Genomic DNA, 25,161 nt, shown 5'->3' on the forward strand with positions numbered 1-25,161 from the left:
AATATTTGCAATTGCAAAAATTTCATAAATTTGTTCACCATCGATAATCAAATTATATATATTTATATAATCGAATATCATCCATATTGCTGTTGCATGTCAACAGGAGTGAGCCGCAAAGGTAAGGATTTCAACCTTCATCTCATACCTGTTTTTAGCAATACAACGAAAATTGAAAACCTGAACTCCCCTGGCCACCATAAAAAATGACATCCAAAGGAAAGAATGCACGGAAAATCCTGTCAACAGAAACCGGCACTGCGGGCGAGCCTGGCATATTCTCGCTACCCATCATTGCCTGGCTCCGGCATACCAATGCCGGTATCCTCGTGACCGATGAAAAATTCCAATGGCAATGGGCCAACGAGATTTTTCTGCAACATCTGCCCGGACCTTTCCCGGAAAATGCAGCTTTCGATGAACTCATCAGCTGCTTCCGGCCTCTCATCTCCAACGTACAGGCTTTTGAGGAAAGAGTGAATATCCTCCGCCAGGAAAAAAAGCCCTTTTTCGGCTGGGAAGTAATCCTCGAAAACGGTATGATCCTGGAAGTTACCTACATGCCCGTCTTCGATAAACAAAACTTCATCGGCAGCATCTGGCAGGTAGTCAATATCACCCGCAAACACCACGTACAGGAAGAAATCAAGCGGAATGAGCACAAATTCAGGGTGATGCTCAATAATCTCAACGCGGCCATGTGCGAAACCGACCTGAAAGGCAATATCACCCGCGTATACGAAAGTTTCTGCCGCCTGTCAGGTTATGCAGAAGAAGAGCTGATCGGCAAAAATATCACGGAAGTATTTGTGCCGGAAGAAAATAAAAAATTTGCCCATGCCCTCCGCAGGAAACGCCTCTCCGAAAACGTTCCCCTGCTCTATGACATGGAAATCATGCTCAAAGACGGCTCCCGCAGATGGGTTCTCGCCAGCTCCGCCAATGTCTACGACCGAAACGGTAAAATCACCGGCGGCGCCGGTATCCACATGGACATTACTGGCCAGAAACGCCTCCAGCAGGAACTGGAAGAAGCCCGCCGCCACGCCGAAGAAGCCCGCCATGCCCAGAAAGACTTCCTGGCCAGCATGAGCCACGAAATACGCACTCCCCTCAATGCCATCATCGGAATGGCTCACCTCCTCGAGGAAACAAACCTCGACCCGCAGCAAAAAGAATATGTCAACATCCTCAAACATTCCTCTGGCATCCTCCTCGGCATCGTCAGCGATATCCTCGATATCTCCCGCATCGAAGCCGGTGAACTGCAGGTCAACCAACGGGAATTTAACCCCCGCGAAATAATTCAGTCACTCCGCCATACCTTTGAGCTGAAACTGGGCCGCCGGCCCATTATCATCAACACCGAACTCGATGCCAATCTTAACACCTGGCTGATTGGTGATGACGTGTTATTGAACCAAATACTCATCAATTTGTTAGGTAATGCGGAAAAATTCACCAAAGAAGGGGAAATAGCCATTAAAGCCACCCAGGAAAGCTGGCTGGATAATAAGTTATGGGTAAGGTTCCGTGTCTGCGATACCGGTATTGGCATCAAAAAAGATAAACTGGAACTGATTTTCCGTAACTATAAACAGGCAGAAGGAGACATCCGCGAAAACTATGGCGGCACCGGCCTGGGCCTCGCCATCGTAAAACAGCTGGTGGAACTGCTTGGCGGATCCATTGAAGTGGAAGACTATCCGGGATATAGTACCTGTTTCTCCTTTAACCTGCCGTTTATGGATAGTAGGAAACCAATTTCAGCAGCAGGAACAAAACCTGGTAAAAAGCTGAAACAACGTACCTTTGAAGATGCAAGGGTCCTCGTGGTGGAAGATAATCCGATGAACCTGCGTTATATCATGAGCCTCCTGGAAAAATATAAAATCAACTACCAGCTGGCCACCAATGGACCCGATGCGAAATGGTTCCTCAACGCCCGGCAATACGACCTTGTTCTCATGGATATCCGTATACCTGGTATGAACGGACTGGAACTGACACAGGAAATCAGAGCAGATGAAAATCAACCGAATGTGGCTACTCCAGTAATTGCCACTACCGCTGTAGCGATGGAAAACACTGCCGCCACCGTCAGAGCCGCCGGAATAACCGATATTCTGATCAAGCCATACACACCCGATCAGCTATGGCAGATCTTTAATAAATATCTCAACGAAGAAGAAACAGAACTAATAATGGAAGAAGAAGTGCAGAACATCAGCGGATTTGAGTTCCATGGGGAACTGGATGTCAGGTATCTTACAGCCCTCTATGAGAATAATATCTCCTATGCGGCTGACCTGTTTGAAATTTTTATACGAACGATTAAAGACGAAATGCAGAAGCTGGAAAATATGGTGGAGAAGGATGACTGGGAAAAAGCCAAATTCCAGGTCCATAAACTCAAACCTAATTTCGCTATGGTGGGCCTCACCTGGATCAGCGCCAAAATGCAGGAACTCGAAAATAACCTCCGCACCGGCGAACCTCAGCATCCCGAAGAGGCCACACAGCTCTTCCGCGAAGTAGTAGGGGACGTGGAAAAATACTATCCGATCGTAGATGAAGAATATGCCCGCATGCGGGAATTCATCAACTCGGCCGCTCATCAATAAGCCTGCAGTATCTCCTTGATGCTGTTGTAATAGTTTCCGCCAAACAACAACGTATGTACCAGCAACGGATATAACTGGCAAACCCCTATCCGCTGTTGCCATCCCGGCGACAGCGGCCAGGCTGCCTGGTAAGCATAATAAAACCGGGTATCAAAGCCTCCAAACAAACGTGTCATCGCCAGGTCCATCTCCCGGTGCCCGTAGTATATAGCAGGGTCAAATACACATACCTTACCATCCTGCCCAACCATAAAATTCCCCGACCACAAATCCCCATGCAACAATGCCGGTGCATCTGCCGGAAACAGCTGTGGCAACCGTTTGCATAAACGCTCCATCTGATACATCATGTTCTGGTCAATGATCTGCTGGTCATAGGCTATCTTCGCCAGCGGCAACAACCGGTTGAAGGCATAAAACACCGGCCAGTTGGTATAAGGTGTATTGTATTGTTTTAAAGTTCCAATATAATTTGGCGCCGCATAACCAAAATGTGGCTGTGTTTTCTTGTGCAGCTGTGCCAGCGAGGCCCCAAAATCTTCCCAGAAATCCTGTATGGCCACCCCTTTGATCAGATGCTCCATCAACAGGTAGGTCTGACCATTACAGGAGCCATAAGCCAATGGCTGCGGCACTGCCAGCGCATGCGTAGCATACAGCGCCTCCAGGCCGGCATATTCTGCGGCAAACATTTCAGGGTAACGTTTGGCATCATTCAGTTTCAGGAAAAAATACCCTTCGTTGGTGGCTATACGAAATGTTTGATTAATATCACCGCCGTGTACACTTTTTGCGTCATTAATATGTATTTTCACCTTTAGTTGCTCGGATAGGGCCGTGCTGAGTTGCCGTTGTAAAATTTCATCTATCATGTTTCGCCGCTTATATGGAAACGAGTGCCAAAATTAAAAAGAAGATCGTTCGTATTGTATTAACACTTGCGGTTATACTGTTGTTAAAGGGATTGTTCGCCTGGAGCCATCACTTCAGTGATTGCTACTTCCATAGGTGGTATATCTGGAGTAGTAGGGCATTTCGTCAGTTAACAGGTATAGTACCATTTAGTGTTGGGGACGTAATATATATAGCCTGGATCGGAACCGCCATATTTTTTCTGTTAAAACTATGTTATAAACTTATCCGGATGCAATGGGGTGCTTCCGGCTTGCTGGTGCTGCGTGGCATTCATTTTATACTGAAGCTTTACCTGGCTTTTCTTATCTTGTGGGGCTTCAATTATGAACGTAACACCCTCCTGCACGATACGGGCATCATTACCGGCGCCTATAACACCCAACAGCTGTACCAGTTGTCGGATACCCTGCTGAAACTGACCAATGCGGAAAAGCTTAAACTGGGAGATACATTGGGCATTACACTACCCGATACTACAGTGCCCGTCTTTAAAAAAGCGGTGATGGCGTATACTACTGCCGCAGGTCAATGGCCTGCCTTCCGTTATAAATCACCTAGTGTAAAGCCCGCCATGTTCGGCGAATGGCTCAACTATCCCGGGGTGACAGGCTACCTCAACCCCTTCTCCGGAGAAGCTCAGGTAAACACCACCACTCCATCTGTACTGCTGCCTATCATCACCTGCCATGAAATAGCCCACCAGCTGGGATATGCTCCCGAAGAAGATGCTAATTTCGTAGGATACCTGGCTGCCACCAGTTCATCGGATAGCCATTTCCGTTATTCGGCCAACTTCGATATGTTCCTTTATAGCGTTAAACAGCTGGCCGTCAGAGATACTGCCATGGCAAAAGAAGTATGGCACCGGGCCATGCCTGGCGTAAAAGCCGACTATAAGAACATCGTTAAATTCTATGAGCAGTATACCGGTAAAGTGGAAGATTACTCTACCATCCTATACGACAAATATCTGAAGGCTAATAAACAGGACAAAGGAATACGCAGCTACAGCGAAGTGACCGGCTGGCTCATTGCCTGGTTTAAAATCCGGTAATCAGTTCATCATCAGTACGTTCACACTGCGCTGCAGGATGTTGAAGGCTATCTCCGCCATCAGATTTTCCCGGTCCAGTGTAGGGTTTACCTCTGTGATCTCAAAACAGCAGATCTTGCGGTGCTGCATGAATTTGGCAATCAGGTCTTCGGCCTCGCGTTCCCTTAAGCCATTGCTTACCGGCGTGCCCGTACCCTTGGAAATGGAAGCGTCCAGACTGTCCACATCAAAAGACACATAGATATAATCACAATCACTCAGGTAGCGGAACACCGATCGGGAGATATTTTCAGGCCCTTTACGGCGTACCTCGTTGGTGGTGATCACTTTCATGCCGTACTGCTTGATCAGGTAGTCTTCTTCCTTCTCATAATCCCGCAGGGAAATGAACACAATATCCTCGGGTAACACCTTAGGGGCGATTTTTCCGATGTTTTTAAGGGCATTCCACATCCCTGTGGTTGGTTCGTCGAGGTCATGCACCTTGCAGTCGAGGTTGTCCTCTGCAATCGCGGTGGCCAGCGGCATCCCGTGCATATTGCCGGAAGGGGTGGTGTAAGGAGTATGGAGGTCGGCATGGGCATCAATCCAGATAACACCCAGCTTGGACTTGGGGTGCGCCATCTTCAGCCCGGCGATGGTGGCGCCGGCAGTGCTATGGTCACCGGAAAGGACCACCGGAAACCAGTTGGCCTTTACCGTTTCACAAACACTTTTACTGATACGCTCATACATATTGACGGTACCTTTGATCCGCTTGGCATAAGGGGATTCAATGGGTTCAAACAGTAATTTGTTTTCCGTTTCGATTGCTTCGGTGGGGAAGTGTACAAAAAAGTTGCTCATGAAGTCCAGTGCAGCTATCTTGATCGCGTCCACGCCCAGGCTGGCGCCACGGGTACCAGCCCCTATTTCCGACTTGACTTCTATTATTTTAATATTCTTCATAAAGTTTTCATTACCGGCAAGCTACAGGATTTTAAGAGAACCCCCAAAGCAGCAGGACCGGCAATGGTGAAAAAGTTCTATATAATGTATAAACCAAATCCAATACTGTTGCGTTATCCTGCTATTTTATTCAATAATTTCCGGGATATGGTTGACAACGTTGAATTTTACGAGTGGCATTTTTTTACGTCCTGATTTATAAATAATTTGGGTGGATCACTATTCATAAAACAACAACTATAAACCATGGACTATCAACTTACGGAAGAGCATCTGATGATTCAAAAGGCTGCACGTGATTTCGCCAATACGGAACTATTACCCGGGGTGATAGAGCGTGATGAGCACCAGAAATTCCCTGCCGAACAGATCAAGAAACTCGGAGAACTGGGATTTTTGGGTATGATGGTAAGCCCCAAATATGGGGGTGCCGGTCTCGATACCATCTCCTATGTACTGGCGATGGAAGAGATCTCCAAAATAGATGCCTCTGCCTCCGTAGTGATGAGTGTTAATAATTCACTGGTATGCTGGGGGCTGGAAACCTATGGTACCGAAGAACAAAAACAGAAATACCTGGTGCCCCTGGCCAAAGGCGAGATTATCGGCGCTTTCCTGCTGAGTGAGCCGGAAGCCGGTTCCGACGCCACCTCCCAGCGCACTACCGCCGAAGATAAAGGAGATCACTACCTGGTAAACGGTACCAAAAACTGGATCACCAACGGTAACTCCGCCAGCGTATACCTCGTAATGACCCAAACCCACCCTGAAAAGGGCAGCAAAGGGATCAATGCCCTGATCATCGAAAAAAACAGCCCTGGCGTGACCGTAGGCGCCAAGGAAAACAAACTGGGCATCCGCGGTAGCGATACCCACAGCATCATGTTCCAGGACGTTAAAGTGCCAAAAGAAAACAGAATAGGGGAAGACGGCTTCGGCTTCAAATTCGCCATGAAAACACTGGCCGGCGGCCGTATCGGCATCGCCTCCCAGGCGCTGGGCATCGCCAGCGGCGCTTATGAGCTGGCCCTCAAATATTCCAAAGAAAGAAAAGCTTTCGGCAAGGAAATCTCCCAGCACCAGGCCATCCAGTTCAAACTGGCGGATATGGCAACCCGTATCGAAGCTTCCCGCCTGCTTTGCCTCAAAGCTGCCTGGGAAAAAGACCAGCACCTCGATTACACCCTCAGTGGCTCTATGGCTAAAGTGTTCTCCTCCGAAACTGCGATGTGGGTAACCACCGAAGCAGTGCAGGTACACGGCGGTTATGGCTATGTAAAAGAATACCACGTTGAACGCCTCATGCGTGACGCCAAGATCACACAGATCTACGAAGGCACCTCAGAAGTGCAGCGGATCGTGATCAGCCGCTCCATCCTGGGGTAAAATCATCACCAAATATTCCAAAGGGCTGACCAGCAAACGCGGTCGGCCCTTTTTTATATGGCCCCAATCTCTAATTTTTTTATTTTTGTCAGATGGCTATCAACATCACCGCCTATAAAGAGGTGCTGTCTGCCCTGACACCTTATCATGCCAAACTGGTGGCGGTTTCCAAAACCAAACCAGTAGAGGATATAGAGGCATTTTATGCAACAGGACAACGCATCTTTGGCGAAAATTACGTACAGGAATTAGTAGAAAAACAGGCAGTATTGCCGGCAGACATCGAATGGCACTTTATTGGGCACCTCCAGTCCAATAAAGTAAAGTATCTGGCCCCTTTTGTACATACCATCCATGCAATAGACAGCCTGAAGCTGCTGCAGGAGATCAACAAACAGGCCGCCAAAAACCAGCGTGTCATCAACTGCCTGCTACAGGTACATATTGCCGCGGAAGAAACCAAGTTTGGCCTCGATGAGCAGGAATTACAGCAACTGCTCGCCTTCTGGGAATCTCACCCTGCAGATTTCGAACATATACACATCGCCGGCATGATGGGCATGGCCACCAACACCAACAATGAATCACAGGTCCGCCAAGAGTTCCACCAGCTCCACCAGTTATTCGGGTCTGTTAAAACAAGATTTTTTAACAACAAGGATTATTTCAGGGAACTATCCATCGGCATGAGCGCTGACTATCCCATCGCACTGGAGGAGGGCAGTACCATGGTACGTATCGGCAGCCTGCTGTTTGGAGAAAGGAACTATAATAAGTAACCTAGTAAAACTTATGAAGAAACTTTGGATCTATTGCCTCGCAGGTATCGGCATGGCCGCCTGCAATACCGGCAACACTAAAAAAGAACTCAGCGACGGCGTATGGAAAGCCAGCCTGCACCGGGCCGATGGCGCCAACATCGTATTTAATTTCCAGGTAAAGGATACAGCCGGCAAAAAAGTACTGTATGTACTCAACGCTACTGATAAACTGCTGGTAGATGATGTAAAAGTGAACGGTGACTCCGTATTTATCAAAATGCCTTTCTTTGATTCTGAATTTAAGGCCCGCCTTGCAGAAGGTGGCAACCTCGAAGGACAATGGATCAGGCACCTCGCAGATAAAGACGTGTCTATCCCCTTTACTGCCCAGCCTCATACAGCAGAACGTTTCAAAAAAGGCGCTGCTCCTGCTCAACAGGTGACAGGCCGCTGGGTAACAACATTTGTGGACAAGGATAAATCCAGCGAAGCCATCGGCGAATTTAAACAGATGGGCGACCTGGTATACGGAACTTTCCTCACCACCACGGGTGACTACCGCTTCCTCGATGGTATCATGGACGGCGATACACTCCGCCTCTCTACCTTCGACGGCTCTCATGCATACCTCTTTACAGGCCTGGTGAAAAAAGACAGTATCGTCAACGGCCGCTTCTTCGCTGGCATTGGCGACCATGTGGAAGACTGGACCGCCGTGAAAAACGACTCCGCCAAACTGCCCGATGAGCGTACCCTGGCCACGATGAAACCCGGCCAGTCTAAACTGGACTTCACCTTCCCGGACCTCAACGGCAATAAAGTAAACATCAACGACGACCGCTTCAAAAACAAAGTGGTGGTGATCACCCTCATGGGCTCCTGGTGTCCCAACTGTATGGACGAAACCGGCTTCCTGAGCCAGTGGTACAAGAAAAACAAAGACCGCGGTGTGGAAGTGATCGGCCTGGCATACGAACGTACGCCCGACTTTGAGAAGTCCAAAAAAGCACTCACCGGCTTCCTCCAACGTTTCGATGTACAGTATCCGGTGCTCATTACCGGCGTTACGCCAGCTGACCCGGAAAAAGGGGAGAAGACCCTGCCACAGCTGACTGGTATCAAAGGGTTCCCGACTACTATCTTCATCGATAAAAAAGGAAACGTAAAAGAAGTACATACCGGCTTCTCCGGCCCTGGTACCGGTGAACACTATGAACAGTTCAAAGCAGATTTTGAGAGATTAATCACTCAGTTGCTAGCATCCTGAAATGCTCCGTAAAATAGCGCAAATCCTTCCTGGTACACAGTTACCCGGAAGGATTTGACTTTTTAAGAAAATTTATTTTTTCATCTCTTTCAAAAAGTATTGAAAAATTGAAAAAACTGCCTATTTTACTGCTCCGTTTGACTTTATGAATTCCACCATTATCTAACACGCTTGTCGTATCCACCTGTCCGGAACAATGTCAATTTCAGGTATTGTTCCGGTAAGGTTTCTCACCTTCCTCGTTTGTCTTTGTAAATTCCACTTCTTCCTTTCACCGTATATTAACATTTGTGGTGGCTGTTATGGCCTGATATTTGGAAATTCTGCTTTCATTGTGCAGGTTTTAAACCACGCACGCAGTTTTTTGTTAAACCATAAAAATCTACACATTATGTCTACCATCAAATTTTTAGCAGGAGCAATAGCAGGGTTGACTACAGGGATTGTAATCGGTATGCTGACAGCTCCGGAAAGTGGCGATCATACCCGTAGAAAAATCAGGCATACTGCGGATGACTGGCGTAACAAAATCAATGGTATGATGAACCGTAGCGGCGAAGACCTCTCTGACCTTAAACAGGTATTTGAAAAGGAAATTGACGGTCTGCACAATGATACCCGCGAGCGTGTTTTAAGGCTGATCGATAAAGCACAGAGCAAATATTACCGCTTTAAAAAGGAAGCGCTTTCTTAATAACAACAAATTACGAATTACGAAGGGACGATTTACTCATCAATTCGTAATTCGTAATTTTTAATTTATAACTCAACTGATAATTTCTCCGGTTTCCATATAGCTTTTAAAACGTTTGATATCCCGGTCTATCATATTCTCAAAAGAGGGATTCAATAACCAGGCAAGCCCACTGCCCATATAGCCGGCCGGAGGACGGTAGGAGATGATCACATCCAGTTCTGTACCTCCGTTCAGTGTATCCTGGAAAGTTACACGCCCCGCCGTAGCAATAGACGACCCCGGCAAAGAACGCCATCCCAGCATCTCACCAGGTATTTCCTTCACTATTTCCGCATCCCATTCAAGTGTGCCAATGCCACCAGGGCCTTTCACTACCCAATGTGAATGCAGCGGGTCCAGTTCTTCAACAGACTGCAAATGTTTCATGAATACCGGCAGATTGCCCAGCTGACGCCAGAAATAATATACCTCCTCCTTCGGATTGTCAATCTTCAGGGATGTCCGGATATTGATAGAAGCGGCATGTTTATCCCGTTTTCGTCTGCCCAGCAATCCATTAATGAGGTCATTGCCGGAAATACCACGGTACAGCAAATAACCGGCGCCCAGCAGCTTTAAAAGGCTTGCCCCCGGCTTTTTATCTACTTTGCTGATAGCACTGCCCAAAAGCCATGCACCCGTGAAAATAGATACAATTCTGCCTTCCGGCGTGACATTGATGATATTGGAACTTTCGTAAAGCTTTCCTGCTTTGGGTGGTACATGACCATTTGTTGATTGTTTTATCATAGCATATATACAGTTTGGGGAGAAGCAGCGAAAACCCTGCACTTTTTGTCGTGACAATGTAAATTGTTGATTATTAATTATATATGCAGAGTTGTGACGCTGTTACGCCTGTGGCAGGATCGGTACGGTGCGTAAATATTTACACACTACCATTTACTGATAGGAAGCATTCAGGTATTCATAAATATTTTTTCCCCAGTTGGGCGCCAGTTCATCAACAGGCGTAAAGTGCGCAAACTTCTCGCCGGTTTCTACTACTGTAGCTTTCGCTCTTTTTTTACCGCCTCCAAAAATGGCCGGTGTATAGTAAATATTCAACGCTTTCACCAGAGAGGCCCTTGGATTGCTGGGATCGGCACTGATGGCCCTGTCTGCATAATGCCGGCTTTCCATACCGAGAACTGCTCCCCGTGAATGGTCCGCATTAATACGGGCAGACAGCCAGTAACTCATCAGCACCAGCGATTCCGTATTCTCCGGCTGTAACTCCAGCGCCTTTTTTACAAAAGGAGCTGCCAGCTCGCAGTATGCCTCCTTTTTCTCACCTTTTGCCCTGAACGACAGTTGTGTATAAACCCACCCGGCATAATATTGCAGCAACCATTCTCCCGGATGTTCACGCCCCAGTGTCTGCAGGGTATCTGCATGAGCAGGCCACTGCTCCAGCTGCGCTTTCTCCAGTGCCTTTAACTGCGCATGCAAAACAGTTGGCCAGGAGTAAACATTTTCCTGTGCAAGGATCGGTTTCATACACAACAGTAAAAAGATAAAGAATAGCGATAAAAGCCTCATAAATCAAGGTTTCAGATCAGGTGTCATGTACGAAATATATGCCAGTTAATCTGCTTGTATTTCTCTGACTGATCCATTATCTTAACCGGCCAAACATATTGAACATATGAAAAAGTTATTGACCACGTTATTGTTACTGTCGGGCCTGCACAGCTTTGCACAAAAAGAAATAGCCCCGAATAAATGGCTGAAACTATTTAATGGAAAGGACCTCAAAGACTGGGACATCAAAATAACCGGCTACGACCTCAATGATAATTTCGGTAATACCTTCCGCGTACAGGATGGTCTCCTAACAGTCAGCTACGATAAATACGATGAGTTTAAAGAACGCTATGGACATATCTTCTATAAAAAGAATTTCTCCGCTTACCTCATTGTGGCTGAATACCGCTTCACCGGCAATCAGGTGAAAGGTGGTCCGGGCTGGGCTTTCCGCAACAGCGGTATTATGTTACACGGACAGCCTGCTGCCACCATGACCAAAAATCAGGACTTCCCCATCTCCCTGGAAGAACAGCTGCTGGGTGGCAACGGCAAAGATCCCAGAAGCACAGCCAATCTCTGTACGCCCGGTACCAACGTGGTAATGAACGGTAAGCTGATTACCGACCACTGCATCAGCTCCACTTCCAAAACCTATCATGGTGACCAGTGGGTGCATGTGGAAGCGCTGGTGCTCCGCGACTCCGTGATCAAACACATCATGGGAAAAGATACGGTGCTCGTATACAACAAACCACAGATAGGAGGGGGAAATGTATTACATGCAGACCCTGCCGTGAAAAAAGATGGCACACTTCTCAGTGAAGGCTCTATCTCCCTGCAGAGCGAAAGCCATCCCGTACAGTTCCGCAAAGTGGAGCTGTTTGATCTTTCTCCTTATATCAATGATCCGGTGAAACTCAACAGAATCTTACAGCTGTTGCAGCAACGGAACAGTATTAAAAAATAATATAAGATCTACCTGTGGCGGCATGTGTGGCTTAGGCGGTTGCGGTGGCCGTGCTGGCCGCCTGGGTGGTACACAGCCAGCCGCTGCCATGATCAGGCATAGCAGGAGAAAGGCAAGCCGGTAATGATTATGTCTCATTGTTAGCAAGGGTTTTTACCTGAAATCGCGGCAATAACTATTCCCGAATCAGGAAAAATGAAAATTCCAAAACTGATTTTCGAGAGCTTTGGGTACATTTGCCCCCTCGAAAAAATTAGCATGGAAAATTGTACCCTCTACACGCATGAGGTAGATATGGGGAAGGTGTTGACGCGCATGCGTGCGCACTTTGATGCATCTTCCCTGAAAGTAACAGGACAGGACGATCACTGGGAGTCTATTACAGTAGTTTCGAAAAAAAGACGTTTAAGAAAGGGTAACACCCTTACTATCACTTACAGACAGCGGGCTGTACCGGGATATACGCTGGAACACAGCGATGAGCCCATCATCGTTAACCTGCATGGCATGTATGCTTTTGTACAGCAGATATCCGCCGACAATCAGGAACTGAAAGAGCGGCTGCTGGCAAAAATCCCGACCATCAACACAGAGGTGGTAATTAAGGCGGAGCCTTCTTTTAATGGCGACCTCCGTTCGGCAGTGATGGAACTCGCCTACGAGCTGGACGCTTTCTTCTTCTCCGAAGGCAATGTGATCTTTAATACCGATGTACAAGGCTTCTGGGATAAAACAGGGGCTCTGCTACTCGATGTAAACGGACATTCTACCGCCACCCATCTTACTGTCAATATCGACGCAAAATATTTCGACAGCCAGACACCACCATCTCCGGATGCACTGGAAAGAAAAGCCCGCAGCCTGCAACAGCTGCAATCAATGGGTATCCGCTCCAGCGCCATGCTGCCGGCCATTACAGACGAAAGTAATGTAGTGCTCCGCACACCCGCCGAAGTAGCTGCCCGTGTAGCCGTGCTCTCCGCTGTTAACGCCGTCGCTTTCGGATATCTCGAAGGAAAAGAAATCATCGGTTATCTGCAGCAGCATCAGTTGTGGGAACATACCACACCGGAAGAAAAATCCTTCCTGGATAATCCTACCGAAGAACTGAAAACAAAGGAAACCTGGAAATGTGAAGATATCTGGGTACTGATGTGGGCACTCAACAAAGTGCCGGAGCTGGGGTATATGAATGATCTCTGTAATCTGGATATGGTGCCACAGGAAGTATATCCCTTTAAAGGGGTTGAATCCGATCCGGCCTCCTTTTTCAGCTCAGCAAAGGAACTACGTCCTGCCACTGAAATACTGGATGCCAACGATCTTTATTACCGCGCCCACTGGTCTTGCGTGGATGCTATCCTGAAAAGTGAAGAATCACCTGCTCACCGGGGTATTGTTTACGAAAGACACTACGCGCTCAACTGGTTAATCAACTATCGTAACCAGCCATGGGACGAGGTTACCTGCGATACCTGATAAAATATATTTTAAAGAAAAGGGATTTCCTGATGAAGGAAATCCCTTTCTGTTTTATTATTTCAGCATCAGCTGGCGGATATATTTCACCGGCGCGCTGCCATAGCTCAGGAATTTCTCATTGAAAGTTTTCAGGCTGTAATCTTTGCCCATCTTCTTTTTATAAGCTTCCCGCAGGTCAATGATTTCTTTGTAGCCCGTATAATAGCTGGTGAGCTGTACACTGGTTACACTAACTCTTTTCCATTTGCCTTCAGCTTCAGCTTGTTGCTGGAAAGCCTCTTTGGTCAGCAGATGGATAGCCTCTTCGCGGCTCATGTTTTTGGCATGTACACTGTAGTCGAGGATGGTATTGCATACTGCGCGCAGATTCCATTTGTACCACATCAGCCACATTTCAGGTTCGTTGTTGCCATAGCCGTTTTCGAGCATCATCTGTTCGGTATATACGGCCCATCCTTCAATCATAGCGCCGTTGCTCATCAGTGATTTGATCAGGCTGGGCGACTGGTTGGCGTACACCAGCTGTGTATAGTGGCCAGGGATAGCTTCGTGGATGTCCAGTATCTGCAGGATGTACTGATTGTATTCGCGCAGGTAACTTTCTGCTTTGTCTTTAGGCCATCCTTCCAGGCTGCCGACGTTGTAGTAGGTATTGCCACCTTTGTCGTACGGGCCGGGAGCGCTGATGGAAGCGCCGGCTACACCGGCCATATAAGCTGGTTCTTTACGTACCACCAGCGGTTTCTTGGGATCGATATACAACAGGTCTTTTTCCTTGATGAAGGCGATCAGTGTTGGGAGCTGTTTTTCAATAGCTGCCTGGAATTCTTCTGGTTTCACATGTTTTACGGACAGGGTGTCTATCATACGTCCTATCAGTTCCAGTGAGTCGGAAGGTATCGGCTGGCTGCCGAAATATTTAGGCCACAGTTCGCGGCTGATACGGGCCATTTCTTTATGCACATAGGCTTTGCGGGCCATAGCGGAATCAAAGATCTGAGATGCCGTATAGGAAGATTGAATATCGAAGTTGAATTTCTGATCGTACAGGGGTTGTCCCAGGCGGAAGCTGCGTGGGTGGGCAGGTTTCAGCGCCTTGAGCCAGGTTGCATAGTCCTTGATAGCCTTGGTGGCGGTTTGTGCACGGGCAATCATGTTTTTCTTTTCGTCGGCGCTGAAGCTGGTTTTCTGTAAAGAGTCTACGAAATCTTTTTCGAAGACGGACAGGCCGCCGTTGTTCTGGTCTACCGCCAGTGAAGTTAGCTCCGGTACAGGGTCCTTGATCTGTTTTTTGGCGGCTTCATAGTAGGCGGGCACATTGCCCAGTCTGGCTGAAAAGCTGCGCAGACGGGATTCCAGCGGCTCATAGTTTTCATTGAGTATAAAAGCAAAAGTCTGGCTCACATTAAAAGTGGAAGGGTCCCACTCGTTGTGTTTCTGTTCTTTAATACTCCATTGTACGGATTTCAGATAGTTTTCTATCAGCTGATAGTCTATCTGGTTGGCATCAGACAGTTTGCTGAGTTCATAAGACTTGAGGGAATCCAGGTGTTGCTGCGCAAAAGCCAGGCTGGCCTGTTGAGCGGCACTGTCAGGCACAATCAGTACGGAGTCGTATTTGTGATAACCTACATTAGTGGCCCAATCGGGATTTTCTTTCCATAATTGGTCGATAAAATGTTGTGTATAGGCAGTGAATGCGTTGTTGAACGCACTGTCTGCCTTACCACCACCCTGGGAGCTGTTGCCGTTGTTACAGGCAATCATGGCTGCAGCCGCGGCGGCGCAAAGAAGTATTTTTCTCATGATGATAGATTTGTTGATTGTCTTGAAGCCAATATAAAGAATTATAGCATATGAAGCCTGAACGAACAGGATGGATGGCAATAGGATTAAAAAAGTTTGTTATCTTTGCACCTCATTCATAAAACAGATAAACCTTTGCGCCATGTAATCTCACAGGCATATTAATATGTTTCCTTCGCCGTTCCATTCCGGAACAGGCCTGTGATTTTATTTTTTCATAAAAATTACGGTTACGGATATCCAATTTCCCGATGGTTCATTTTACCATCTGTTATTCGTAGTTCGTAATTCGAAAATTCGTAGTTGAATATGGCGATTTCCCAAAAATATGGCCGTACCTATCATTATCCGTTTTCACCGGGAACTACCAGCGATGACCGCATCCAGCACGACTACTGGGAGCATCTGGTCAATATCCCGCAGTTGATACATACGGAAAAACTGGACGGAGAAAATAACTGTCTTTCCCGGCACGGAGTGTTTGCGCGTTCACATGCGGCACCCACTACTTCTGCATGGACAGAAAGCATACGCCGTTACTGGCAAAGTATTAAAAATGATCTGGGTGATCTGGAGATCTTCCTGGAAAACCTGTACGCGGTACATTCTATAGAATATAAAAACCTGGACCATCATTTTTATGTGTTTGGTGTCCGGGAACAGGATCGTTGGCTGAGCTGGGAAGAGACCTGCTTTTATGCGGCCATGCTGGATTTGCCGGTAGTGCCGGTAGTGAAGGTAGTAACGCCGCCGGCTATACGCCAGGAGTTTGAACAGGAGACGCTGTCGCTGGTGTGTGGCCGTGGCGCCTTTGATCCGCATGATGCGTTTACCGGTGAACCTACTATTATGGAAGGCATCGTGTCGCGTAATGCTGCGGGTTATGCCGTGAGTGAATTTTCCCGCAACGTGTTTAAATATGTCCGTAAAGGACACGTAAAAACAGATCAACACTGGACGCGCCACTGGCGCAGGGCCAGGTTAAATTATGAAGGAGGTAATTATGTGGCAGATTACAGATAATAAAGACTGGGCCTACCTGGAAAAAAAATTCGATTGGGTAGGAGTGATGGCTTCGGTGCCCCAGGATGCCCGGCATCATGCGGAAGGTAACGTGGCCGTACATACGCAGATGGTGCTGGCAGAACTGCAGCAGTTGCCCGCATACCAGCAGTTGCCGCTACAGCAGCAGGAGATCCTGTGGGCCGCAGCATTGCTGCATGACGTGGAAAAATATTCCACTACCGTATGTGCGCCGGATGGAAGTATCACTTCTGCGGGCCATGCCCGGAAAGGAGAGATGCGTGCCCGTCAGATCCTGTATCGGGAGGTGTCTACACCTTTTCATATCCGTGAGGAGATCGCGAAGCTGGTACGTTACCATGGGCTGCCGCTCTGGGTCTTTGATAAAAAAGACCCGCAGAAAGCGGTGATCACGGCCAGTCTGGAGGTCAATACCCGTCTGCTGGCGCTGCTGGCCCGGGCCGATGCCTTGGGCCGTATCTGTGATGATCAGGCTGACCTGTTGTACCGGCTGGACTGCTTCGAGGAGCTGTGCCGGGAAAATGAATGCTGGGGCGTGCCCCGGGCATTTGAGAATGCCGCTGCGCGGATGTACTACCTGATGAAGGAAGAAACATCACCGGACTATGTGCCTTACCAGCAGCCCAATACACAGGTGATCATGATGAGTGGCTTGCCCGGCGCAGGAAAGGATACCTGGGTGCAAAGGAATTACAAGCAATGGCCGGTCATCTCCCTGGATGATATCCGCAGGGCTATGAAAATAAGTCCCACCGATAAAAGCGGTAATGGTACTGTGATCCAGGCGGCTAAAGAACAGGCCAGGGAGTATCTCCGTAGGGGCTGTTCCTTTGTTTGGAATGCTACCAACATCACCCGGCAGATGCGTGAACAGCTGATAAGTTTGTTCACCACTTATGATGCGGCGGTAACCATCGTATATGTGGAAGTACCCGCTGCGCGGTTGTTGCAGCAAAACACACAGCGGGAACATATCGTTCCTTCCGCCGCCATGGAAAGGCTTATCAGCAAGCTGGAAGTACCCACGCTTACAGAAGCTCATGAGGTGATATATCAGGTACCTTAAAAAATAGTACGGGTAAAAAATAATGGAATGCTTATCTTGTTCGGCTTAGGAAAAATATATCCATCCGTTTTTTACCCGTATTGTTTAACTGATAAATAGGGCCAACCATATAGCAACATGCAGGAGACTCCTTTTTCTTTGGAGCAGTTTGAATTATTGTTTAAAGAACATTTTAAGCAACTGGCTTTGCTGGCATATAGTGTGGTAAAGGATAAAGATGTTGCCAAGGATATTGTGCAGGAATTTTTTGTGAAGTTTTGGGAGACACAACATACCATACAACTAAGAGGCGCTTTCGATAGCTACGCTGCCAGGGCTGTTAAAAACAGAAGTCTCAACTATCTTGCCAGCCAGGAAGTAAAAGACAGGCACCAGCAGCTCTTTGCTGCTATGACGCCGGATGATCCGGATATGGATCATGCAGACAGGGAACAGTTTTATCAACGGCTGTCACACGCTATCGACTGTATGCCGGAACAACGCCGGCGCGTATTTCTGATGAGCGCCGCAGATAATATGAAGTACGCCGACATTGCCCGGGAACTCAATATCTCTGTTAATACTGTCAAATTTCATATCAAAGCAGCCTATGTATTTCTGCGGAATGAATCTTTTGTTCCGCTATGGGCCTGTATTACATGGGCTTTGCAATCTTTTTTCTGATAATTTTTAATTTCTCACCTACCCTTTTTTTATAGTTCACTGTCTAATCATCAGAAGCTATGACAGAAAATCAACCATCACCCGATTGGGACAAACTTGCAGCCAGACCGGAACAGTCCGGGCAGGAAGGCGATGCCTTGCCGCCGGAGGAAGAAGCCATGCTGCAGGAATACCTGCTCATTAGAGAGGCTGCCCCGGGCTGGCAGGAAATAGCAACACTGGATACAGAAGCAGCCTGGCAGGGCGTTGCCGCCAGGATCACACATCATAAAAAGGCTCATTTTAATTGGTTCCGCGTGGCTGCCGCTGCGGTAGTCACCGGATTGATAGCAGGAGGAGCGGTATTCCTGTTGAAATCACCGCATCAGAAACCAACCACCACTGTGGCTGCTCATACTGCCGGAAAGAATAATCAGGTAAAACTGATTACCGGCAGTGGCGCTGCAGTTTTGCCCGATACCCTTACCAGACTGAGGGAAGAAGATGGTACCAGCATCTCCGCTACCAGCAATACAGTATCCTATAACGCAGCACAGACAGGTAAATCGCCGGTATATAATACCCTGATGGTACCGCGGGGCAAGACCTACAAAGTAGTGCTGTCTGATGGTACACAGGTATGGCTCAACGCAGACTCCCGCCTGCACTTCCCCGTTGCTTTTACCGGCAATACCCGTGAAGTGGAACTGGAAGGGGAAGCCTGCTTTGAAGCGGCGCCGCTGGCAGGAAAACCTTTTCTGGTAAAGGCCGGTGGAGTAAAGGTAGTAGTATTGGGAACCGTATTTAACGTAAATGCCTATACGGAAAAGATTCTCACTACGCTTGTCTCCGGAAAAGTAAGGGTAGACGCAGGTGCTGACATAAGGGAACTGACACCCGGTCAGCAGGCAGCTTGCCGCCAGGGAGCCATGAGCATTATAAAAGTAGATCCGGAGCAGTTTACTGCCTGGAAAGACGGCCTGCTCGTGTTCGACAACGAAAGCCTGGGTGATATCATGACCAGGCTGGGAAGAGAATATGACTATACAGTGAACTTTGAAAATACGTCTTTGCAACACCTCCGGTTAGGTGGCAATATTGAAAAATATACCGATATATCTCAGGTGCTCAACCTGCTGGAACAACTAACAGATGTACATTTTATCATTCATCAACCACAACGTGCCATCATGGTTAAACAAGGAAAATAAAAAACGGACATGTTGATCCCATGTCCGCTTTATTAACAAGCCCTGTACAAAACAGGGCCTGAATCTGTAACTATAAATCAACCTAAATGTAATGAAAAAAAATTACATACATGGCGGAGCCATGTACCTGAAAACTTTTTATCAATCTGTACTGCTCTTTCTTTTTACAGTTTTATGGACGATTAACGTACACGCACAAACGCAGCTGAAAGTAACGCTGAAAGCGGATGGTATGAGCGTTCCCGAATTTCTGAAACAACTAAACCGCCAAACCAAACTCCGTTTTCTCTACAACCAGGAGGAGATGATGCAGCTCCCGCCGGTTACACTGCATGTCCGCAATGAACAGCTGGATAAGGTACTGGAAGCCGCTTTCAAAGGACAGCGGGTATATTACAACATCACCAACGGTACCCTCGTAATCCGCTACAAGCCTGCGCTGGAGCAAATTACCACGCAGGCAGTCCAACAGCCTCCGATCACCGGTACTATTACCGATGAAGACGGTCTGCCGCTTTCGCACGCTACCATACAGGAGGTAGGCACCACCCGTGGTACCTACACCAACGATAAAGGGTTCTTCTCTTTCCCGGTTACCGAAGCTTCCATTCTCCGTATTTCATATGTGGGCATGGACCCTGTTACGATGCCCGTGAATAAAAGGAGAGAGCTGAAAGTATCCCTTAAAAGAACTGCAGCCACGAAAGAAGTAGTGGTAACGGGTATGGTTACACGTAACAAGGAAAGTTTTACCGGTGCGGTAGCCACCTTTACCGGCGCCGAACTGAAAGCCATCGGTAATCAGAACATCGTACAGAGCCTGAAAACCCTGGACCCTTCCTTTATCATCGTGGAAAATAATACGCTGGGCTCCAATCCCAACGCCATGCCTAACATCGAAGTAAGAGGTAAAACCAGCATCTCTACCTCCGACGTAAAAGACCAGTTCGGACAGGATCCTAACCTGCCCCTCTTTATCCTCGATGGTTTCGAAACACAGCTGCGTAACATCATCGATCTGGATATGAACCGCGTGGAATCCATCACCATCCTCAAAGATGCTGCTTCTACAGCCATGTACGGCGCCCGCGCTGCCAACGGCGTAGTAGTAGTGGAAACCCGCAAACCCAAACAGGGGGAGCTGCAGGTATACTACAACGGCGACTTCCGCGCTGAAATCCCCGACCTGCGCAGCTACAATCTCATGAACGCCCGCGAAAAGCTGCAGTTTGAAGTGCTCTCCGGAAGATATACCAAAACCAGCCAGCAGCTGGCCATAGACCAGCTGGAGCTGGATAGCATCTATAGTGCACACCGTGCCCTCGTAGAGCAGGGGGTGAATACCTATTGGCTGAATGAACCGCTGCACGTGGGTTTTACACAAGGGCATTCCGTATATGCTGGTGGTGGGGATGAGCAACTACGTTATGGCGTAGGCGTTAACTACAAAAAAATCAGCGGCGCCATGAAAGGCTCCGGAAGGGATGCCTGGGGTGGTACCATAGATCTTACCTATCGTAAAGGAAGATTTAATATCAGCAATAAACTCAGCGTTTCAGGATATACTGCCAAAGAATCTCCTTATGGCTCTTTCTCTAAGTATGCAGCCGCGAGTCCCTATTTCCCTAAAAGAAATCCGGATGGCTCCATCAGTAAATACCTTGACCACCCCACCGGCGATACTTTAAGTAAAACGATCAATGTGGTCAATCCTTTGTATGATGGTACCCTCAATAATTTTGATAACACTAAAAATATGGGAGTGCAGAACAATCTGCAGATGATCTGGACATTTAACTCCTTCCTTCGTTTACAGGGTAATCTGCAACTCAGCAAGGACAATACTTCCAGAGAAAATTTTCTTTCTCCCCTTAACAGTCAGTTCGATAACAGCAGCATCTATGAAAAAGGTGTTTATAACAATACCAAAACAGATGCCTTCAGTTATCAGGGAAATCTGATGCTTACTTATGCCCGTGTGATACAACAGCATTCCATCACTGGCAACTTCCGTACAGAAGCGCAGGAATCTTCTACCCGTGGCTACCGCACTGCAGCACAGGGGTTCCCGGAAAGCAGCAACGGCAACCCTGCCTTTGCTTTTTCCTATCAGACGAACAGCCGCCCTGGTGTGACTATCGATAAATACAGGCGTATCAATGCCCTGGCCAGTGTCAACTACATGTATGACGGACGGTATATGGCTGACTTCACATACAGGATAGATGGTTCTACCGCTTTCGGCAGCAACCGTAAATTTTCTCCTTTCTGGTCAGTAGGTATTGGCTGGAACCTGCATCAGGAGGAATTCTTTCAGACTATCAAATGGGTAAACCGTCTGAAGCTCCGCGCAGATATCGGCAGTTCTGGTAATCAGAACTTCAGCAGTTTCTCCTCCACTGATCTTTATCAGTATTATCAGCTGATCAATCCATTTGGCCAGGGCGCTGCCCTTACCACCATGGGAAACCCGGACCTCAAATGGCAGAACACCCTGAATGCCAACGCCGGAGCGGATATCACACTGCTGGGTAATCGCCTGAATATCACTTTTAACGCTTACGATAAAAAAACAGATCCGCTAATCGTGATCCTCACTTTGCCTTCTTCTACAGGAGTGAGTGGCTTCCCTGCCAACCTCGGCATCATGGATACACGAGGTATAGAAGCATTGGTGAACTATGCAGTCATCTACAAACCCAAACAAAGGATTATCTGGAAGCTGGGATATACCGGCAGCATGGTGCGCAGCAGGTATGAAGGCTTTAATAACGGATTGGCTGGCCTCAACAAACAACAGCAGGATGCCAAGTCACTGCAGCGTTTTTATGATGGCCGTAGTCCGGATGATATATGGGCAGTGCCTTCCCTCGGCATCGATCCTGCCTCAGGTATGGAAGTGCTGGTGAAAAAGAACGGGACCCACACTTTTGTATATAACACCGATGATATTGCCGTAGTAGGAAACTCCCGGCCTAAAATGGAAGGCGTGATCAGCAGCAATTTTACCTGGAAGGCTTTTAATCTGGGTATCAACCTGCGTTATCGCTGGGGCGGCGATGTATTTAATACAGCGCTCTTTAATAAAGTAGAAAACATCAGCAGGGGAGCGTTGGCCTACAACCAGGACAGGCGCGCACTCTACGACCGCTGGAAAAATCCGGGTGATGTGGCGCAGTTTAAAGGCATCTCCATCACAGAACAATCACAGATGTCTTCCCGCTTTGTTCAGCGTGAAAACACCATCACCGGCGAATCTGTGAACGTGGGCTATGAAATGCTGAATCAGCCATGGATACGCCGTGCAGGTATGCAAAGTCTCCGCTTCAATGCCTATCTCAACGACATCTTCAGGCTCTCTACCGTCCGCGCAGAAAGAGGTACCGACTATCCCTTTACCAATGCCGTGGCTTTCAGCGTTAGCGCTTCCTTTTAATGCTTCAAAATTGATTACATGAAAAAGATCTATTACTGCTTCTTCTTGTTGACCGCTATGCTGGCATCCTGCAATAAATACCTGGATGTGAAACCGGAAGACAAGTTCACCGAAGATCAGCTGTATAGTACCGAAGCGGGATTTAATACCGCGCTGAATGGTATATATCTGGGACTGGCCGCCAACAATCTGTACGGCTCAGAGCTTACGCTCAGCACCGTGGAAGTGCTGGCACAACGTTTTAATGTAAGTGGAGAACATAACTATGTCAACTTTGCCAATTACAAATATGAAGAAGCCAATGTGAAGTCCAGGTTCGATGGTATCTGGACTGCCGCTTACAAGCAGATCCTGAATATCAACAAAGTGATGGCTGCCCTGGACAAGCACAAAGGAGTGGTATCTGAACAAAAGGCCAGCCTGATTAAAGGGGAGTGTATCGGACTGAGAGCGATGATCCATTTTGATATGCTCCGCCTGTTCGGACCGGTGTATGCTACCGGCAAAAACCTGTCATCTATTCCCTATAATAAAACAACGACTGTCCTGCCGCAGCCATTATTGCCCGCAGCCAATATCATTGACACCGTGCTCAACGACCTTGCTGCCGCACAGCAGTATCTGAGCGCTGATCCTGTGATCAGCAAAGGAGTAGAAGAGTTTGTGGCAGATGGAAATGACTGGTATCGTAAAAGAAATGTCCGCTTTAATTATTATGCGGTGAAGGCGCTGAAAGCCCGCGTATTGTTATACAGTGGCAACAAACCGTCCGCCCTGGCTGCTGCAGAGGAAGTGATCAGGGAAGCAGGGAAGTGGTTTCCATGGGTAATGCCTGCAGATATCAATTCGGAACTGGTAAATCCCAACAGGATCTGTTCTCCCGAAATATTTTTCGCGTTGTATAACCCCGACCTCTATACGAATCAGAAAAACATATATGCCTCAGCGTTAAAGCCACAGAATATCTTGGCTCCGGCCGGCGATAAGCTGACAGCTGTTTTCGAAGGGCTGGAAGGAGATTATCGGTATAAATCTTCCTGGATAATGCCTTCCAGCGGGGGTAAAACCTACCGTACTTTTTTTAAGTATGAAGATGTGCTGGATACCAAAAAATCATTTCGTTTTCTGCAGCCGCTGATCAGAATCTCCGAGATGTATTATATCGCTGCAGAATGTACTGCTGATAAAAACATGGCACTGCAATACCTGAATACGGTCAGGAATGCCCGGGGGCTGCAGAATCTTTCCACCAATGCGGATGTGGTTACCGAAACAACCAAGGAATACCGTAAGGAGTTTTTCGGAGAAGGTCAGCTTTTCTTCTACTATAAACGAATCATGACACCCAAACTGGTAAACGGTGCAGCCACTGCCAATGATATTGTGCCAAACTACGTTGTTCCGTTGCCGTTATCTGAAACCAACCAGCGTTCAAACTAAAAAGGGATCTGCATATGAAAGCTATTCATTACCTGCTGGGGGCTGTTGTACTGTATGCCCTGGCCGCCTGTAAAAAAGATACACTGGATACCTGGAAAGGTACTGATGATATCTATTTTGAAAATAGTATTGTGGAAGATGCCAAACGGCAGAAATCTGATAGCATCGATATTTTTTTCATCTTCGCGCCTGCGTCTACTACTGATTCGGTGCTGCGTATTCCGGTAAAAACAATGGGAGCCCCGGTGCCCTATGACCGTACGTTCAAAATAGGACTCGACTCTTCCACCGCTGTTGCAGGCAAACACTTCGATGCGCTGCCGGAGGCCTTTGTAATGCGGGCCAACAGAATAGTGGACACTGTTCAGGTACGCCTGCACCGCACCCCTGATATGATCGCAGAAACTTTTGTGCTCATGCTCAATCTCAAGCCCAACGAGTATTTCACTACCTATATGGACCGTTTTATGCTGAACAACAGTGCCAATAGTTTCAGAAGATGTACCAGCCTGCGTATCCGGGTCAACGACGTGCTTTCCCGCCCCAAAACCTGGTGGGATTACATGTTTAGCACTTTCAGCCGCAAAAAATTTCAACTGATCTGTTCTGTTACCGGATATGATCCTGCAAAGCTGGCAGGGCAACCACCCATTGCAGACCTCTCTTTCCTGGGAAAAGTGACCCAGCGTTACCTGAAAGACCAGGCCAAAGCGGGCAATGTGATTTATGAAGATGATGGTAGCATCATGACGATGGGCGTGGGAGCCGGCAACATGTAAAACAGGATTATTACCTCACCACTTTTTTGTTTGCAAGTATGTATAAATACATTTTTCTTTTATTGTG

The 25,161-nt window shown here is 47.6% G+C and carries 20 protein-coding genes; 15 read left to right on the forward strand and 5 right to left on the reverse strand.

The window, feature by feature from the left end:
* Positions 1–206 precede the first annotated feature (206 nt).
* On the forward strand, positions 207–2,624 hold the full coding sequence (locus DF182_RS21750) for a PAS domain-containing hybrid sensor histidine kinase/response regulator (protein ID WP_113617902.1): 2,418 nt from the start codon (positions 207–209) through the stop codon (positions 2,622–2,624).
* Here the strand turns inward: DF182_RS21750 and DF182_RS21755 are convergent.
* Positions 2,618–3,496, reverse strand: coding sequence for a fructosamine kinase family protein (locus tag DF182_RS21755; RefSeq protein WP_113617903.1), 879 nt, complete (start codon positions 3,494–3,496; stop codon positions 2,618–2,620). The two genes, DF182_RS21750 and DF182_RS21755, sit on opposite strands and share 7 nt — an antisense overlap.
* A 14-nt stretch (positions 3,497–3,510) precedes the next feature.
* On the opposite strand from DF182_RS21755, the gene DF182_RS21760 reads away from it, so the two are divergent.
* On the forward strand, positions 3,511–4,593 hold the full coding sequence (locus DF182_RS21760) for a DUF3810 domain-containing protein (protein ID WP_113617904.1): 1,083 nt from the start codon (positions 3,511–3,513) through the stop codon (positions 4,591–4,593).
* Here DF182_RS21760 and DF182_RS21765 read toward each other — a convergent pair whose 3' ends face one another.
* Positions 4,594–5,541, reverse strand: coding sequence for an arginase (locus tag DF182_RS21765; protein WP_113617905.1), 948 nt, complete (start codon positions 5,539–5,541; stop codon positions 4,594–4,596).
* A gap of 246 nt (positions 5,542–5,787) precedes the next feature.
* Here DF182_RS21765 and DF182_RS21770 point away from each other — a divergent pair, with 246 nt between their 5' ends.
* From DF182_RS21770 to DF182_RS32460, 4 genes are all read left to right on the forward strand, one after another.
* Entirely contained in the window at positions 5,788–6,927 is a 1,140-nt protein-coding gene (locus DF182_RS21770) for an acyl-CoA dehydrogenase (RefSeq protein WP_113617906.1), read from the forward strand.
* A 92-nt stretch (positions 6,928–7,019) separates the two neighbouring features.
* Complete coding sequence (locus tag DF182_RS21775; RefSeq protein ID WP_113617907.1) at positions 7,020–7,706, forward strand: YggS family pyridoxal phosphate-dependent enzyme; 687 nt, start codon at positions 7,020–7,022, stop codon at positions 7,704–7,706.
* A gap of 13 nt (positions 7,707–7,719) precedes the next feature.
* Entirely contained in the window at positions 7,720–8,955 is a 1,236-nt protein-coding gene (locus tag DF182_RS21780; protein ID WP_113617908.1) for a TlpA disulfide reductase family protein, read from the forward strand.
* A gap of 391 nt (positions 8,956–9,346) precedes the next feature.
* Complete coding sequence (locus DF182_RS32460; RefSeq protein ID WP_161964213.1) at positions 9,347–9,649, forward strand: YtxH domain-containing protein; 303 nt, start codon at positions 9,347–9,349, stop codon at positions 9,647–9,649.
* 72 nt (positions 9,650–9,721) lie between these two features.
* Here DF182_RS32460 and DF182_RS21790 read toward each other — a convergent pair whose 3' ends face one another.
* Entirely contained in the window at positions 9,722–10,441 is a 720-nt protein-coding gene (locus DF182_RS21790) for an SRPBCC family protein (RefSeq protein ID WP_113617910.1), read from the reverse strand.
* Positions 10,442–10,594: 153 nt separating this feature from the next.
* The gene (locus DF182_RS21795; RefSeq protein WP_113617911.1) at positions 10,595–11,191 is read right to left on the reverse strand and encodes a hypothetical protein; all 597 of its coding nucleotides are present in this window, start codon (positions 11,189–11,191) and stop codon (positions 10,595–10,597) included.
* Between the two features lie 148 nt (positions 11,192–11,339).
* Between DF182_RS21795 and DF182_RS21800 the strand changes: the two genes are divergently transcribed.
* Both DF182_RS21800 and DF182_RS21805 read left to right on the forward strand, forming a co-directional pair.
* Positions 11,340–12,188 (forward strand): 3-keto-disaccharide hydrolase, encoded by an 849-nt coding sequence (locus DF182_RS21800; protein ID WP_113617912.1) that lies wholly within the window; start codon positions 11,340–11,342, stop codon positions 12,186–12,188.
* Positions 12,189–12,446: 258 nt separating this feature from the next.
* A complete protein-coding gene (locus DF182_RS21805; protein ID WP_161964214.1) occupies positions 12,447–13,667 on the forward strand; it encodes a DUF4272 domain-containing protein in 1,221 nt (406 codons plus the stop codon).
* Positions 13,668–13,724: 57 nt separating this feature from the next.
* Here the strand turns inward: DF182_RS21805 and DF182_RS21810 are convergent, their stop codons facing one another.
* Complete coding sequence (locus DF182_RS21810; protein ID WP_211327184.1) at positions 13,725–15,476, reverse strand: DUF885 domain-containing protein; 1,752 nt, start codon at positions 15,474–15,476, stop codon at positions 13,725–13,727.
* Positions 15,477–15,785: 309 nt separating this feature from the next.
* Between DF182_RS21810 and DF182_RS21815 the strand changes: the two genes are divergently transcribed.
* The 7 genes from DF182_RS21815 to DF182_RS21845 all read left to right on the forward strand — a co-directional run bounded on the left by DF182_RS21815 (position 15,786) and on the right by DF182_RS21845 (position 25,094).
* Entirely contained in the window at positions 15,786–16,499 is a 714-nt protein-coding gene (locus DF182_RS21815) for an RNA ligase family protein (protein WP_113617914.1), read from the forward strand.
* Positions 16,465–17,586 (forward strand): ATP-binding protein, encoded by a 1,122-nt coding sequence (locus tag DF182_RS21820; protein WP_245957509.1) that lies wholly within the window; start codon positions 16,465–16,467, stop codon positions 17,584–17,586. Before DF182_RS21815 ends, DF182_RS21820 begins: the two co-directional genes overlap by 35 nt.
* 117 nt (positions 17,587–17,703) lie before the next feature.
* Entirely contained in the window at positions 17,704–18,249 is a 546-nt protein-coding gene (locus tag DF182_RS21825) for an RNA polymerase sigma-70 factor (protein WP_113617915.1), read from the forward strand.
* A gap of 59 nt (positions 18,250–18,308) precedes the next feature.
* Positions 18,309–19,439, forward strand: coding sequence for a FecR family protein (locus DF182_RS21830; protein ID WP_113617916.1), 1,131 nt, complete (start codon positions 18,309–18,311; stop codon positions 19,437–19,439).
* 91 nt (positions 19,440–19,530) lie between these two features.
* Positions 19,531–22,875 carry a SusC/RagA family TonB-linked outer membrane protein gene (locus tag DF182_RS21835; protein ID WP_113617917.1) on the forward strand — a complete coding sequence of 1,115 codons (3,345 nt, stop codon included), beginning with the start codon at positions 19,531–19,533 and terminating at the stop codon, positions 22,873–22,875.
* Positions 22,876–22,893: 18 nt separating this feature from the next.
* Positions 22,894–24,315: a RagB/SusD family nutrient uptake outer membrane protein gene (locus DF182_RS21840; RefSeq protein WP_113617918.1), complete on the forward strand. Its 1,422-nt coding sequence runs from the start codon at positions 22,894–22,896 to the stop codon at positions 24,313–24,315.
* A gap of 14 nt (positions 24,316–24,329) precedes the next feature.
* Positions 24,330–25,094: a DUF4843 domain-containing protein gene (locus DF182_RS21845; RefSeq protein ID WP_113617919.1), complete on the forward strand. Its 765-nt coding sequence runs from the start codon at positions 24,330–24,332 to the stop codon at positions 25,092–25,094.
* Positions 25,095–25,161 lie beyond the last annotated feature (67 nt).

Origin of the sequence: Chitinophaga flava, from assembly GCF_003308995.1 — a bacterium.
GTDB classification, from domain to species: domain Bacteria; phylum Bacteroidota; class Bacteroidia; order Chitinophagales; family Chitinophagaceae; genus Chitinophaga; species Chitinophaga flava.